General features: G+C 57.7%; 1 protein-coding gene and 1 pseudogene. One reads left to right on the top strand and one right to left on the bottom strand.

Annotated features, from left to right (window positions below):
* Window positions 1–173: 173 nt before the first annotated feature.
* Window positions 174–1,256, bottom strand: a complete 1,083-nt coding sequence (locus IQK56_RS30255; protein WP_122305932.1) for an LLM class flavin-dependent oxidoreductase — start codon at window positions 1,254–1,256, stop codon at window positions 174–176.
* 255 nt (window positions 1,257–1,511) lie between these two features.
* On the opposite strand from IQK56_RS30255, the pseudogene IQK56_RS30250 reads away from it, so the two are divergent.
* Window positions 1,512–1,813, top strand: a pseudogene (locus IQK56_RS30250) (hypothetical protein); the annotation flags it as partial.

The following is a 1,813-nucleotide window of genomic DNA, read 5'->3' as shown; positions in this document are numbered from 1 at the left end:
CCATTCAAAATGTGGGGGGGCACTACCTCTTCGACGTAGCGCGCAACAAACTGGGGGCGCCCACAAAATCTCAGTTTTAGAGGTGTTTTTTAACTCTTTAAAATCAGTAACTTATTTTATGTTTGATAAGAGGGGGCAAGCCCCCTCCCACATTGGTTTTGTAGTGTTCCTGCTTACGCGACCTGTTTGGCCTGTTCGCGTTCAGCAATCAGCTGGCGGGTGAGGGGGATCAATTGTTTGCCGTACTCAATCGCGTCGTTGAGCGGATCAAACCCACGGATCAGGAAGGTGGTGATACCCAGGTCGTAATAATCCACTAACGCTTCTGCCACCTGTTCGGCGGTGCCCACCAATGAGGTGGAGTTGCCTTGCGCGCCCAGCAACCCCGCAATCCCTGTCCACAAACGCTTATCCAACCTTGACCCTTGCGCCGCTGCCGCGAGCAACCGGCGCGAGCCTTCATTCGGCGGTTCGCGGCGTACAAAACCGTTCTGTTCGGCCAGTGCCGTGGCTTGCTGCAAGATACTGTCAGCACGCGCCCATGCCAGTTCTTCGGTCTCGGCGAGGATCGGGCGCAGTGACAAGCTGAAGCGAATCGTACGGCCATGCTTGGCCGCTTCGGCCCGTACCTGGGTCACGATTTCGCGCACCTGCTCGTAGGTTTCGCCCCACAGTGCGTACACGTCGGCATGCTTGCCAGCCACTTCAATCGCGGCCTTGGAAGAACCCCCAAAGTACAGCGGAATATGCGGCTGCTGCGGCGACTTCACGCTGGAGTGGGCGCCTTCGACCTGATAGTAGGTGCCGGCGAAATCGAAGGGCTGTTCGCTACTCCATTCCTGGCGCACCACGCTCAGGTATTCGTCGGTGCGTGCGTAGCGTTCGTCCTTGCCGATATGGCTGCCATCGGCGCGTAGTTCGCGGTCATCGCCACCGGTGATGATGTGCACGGCGGTGCGCCCGCCGTTGAACACATCCAGGGTGGCGAACTGGCGCGCTGCGAGGGTGGGCTGGGCGAAACCGGGGCGGTGGGCGATCAGGAATTGCAGCTTTTCAGTGACGCTGGCCGCATGGGAGGCGATCAACGTGCTGTCCGGGCTGTTGGAGTGGAAGGCCACCAGGGCGCGGTCGAAACCGGCCTCTTCGTGGGCGCGGGCGACGGTTTCCACGTAGTCCGGTTGCAGGGTCGGACCGCTGCGTGGGTGGATTTCGGATGCATGGTGGCCGCCGATATAGCCGATGAATTCGATGCTCATGGTCTGTCCTTGTCGAGTAGGGAGTGTGTACCTCCGCCTGGCAGGGGGTCGGTCATGCTCGTCCAAGGTAGGGGCCGCGACAGCCGCTGTAAAATGCCGTTTGGTTCTATCCTAATTATTAAAATACAGAATCATAGGGTTGTTGTTTGATCAGTAAATTGCATTTTATGCTCGATGCTGACGCTAGATAACGTTGTGTTTTGCGCGGGCCTGAGGTCTGATGGGCGCCGAAAATGGCGCCTCCAGGATTAGGCAATGATGCGGGCAGAACTTGCGCAATTTGGCGGCATTACCGTCATGATTCCGGCCGCAGTGGTGATTGCTGTCTGGCTGAGGTATTCCACCCCTTGGGCACTGCGGGCCTGGATAATAACGGTGGGCGTTACTTACTCCATAGTCGCGGCCAGCAAGTTGTTGTTTAAAGGCTGGGGATTGTCCGTGCAGCCTTTGGATATTGCGGTTATAAGCGGCCATGCGATGAACACTTGCCTGATGGTGACAGTGGCCACAAGTTTATGGGTGCGCCAGTTAAATGTTGGATGGCGTTGGCCGGCGGC

The organism is Pseudomonas cyclaminis (genome assembly GCF_015163715.1).
Lineage (GTDB): Bacteria > Pseudomonadota > Gammaproteobacteria > Pseudomonadales > Pseudomonadaceae > Aquipseudomonas > Aquipseudomonas cyclaminis.
The sequence above is the reverse complement of the archived record's forward strand: the minus strand, read 5'-3'. Positions and strand labels throughout refer to the sequence as shown.

Excerpts from the sequence above, each read along its gene's own strand:
- IQK56_RS30255 (WP_122305932.1), bottom strand. The coding sequence starts at position 1,256 with ATGAGCATCGAATTCATCGGCTATATCGGCGGCCACCATGCATCCGAA.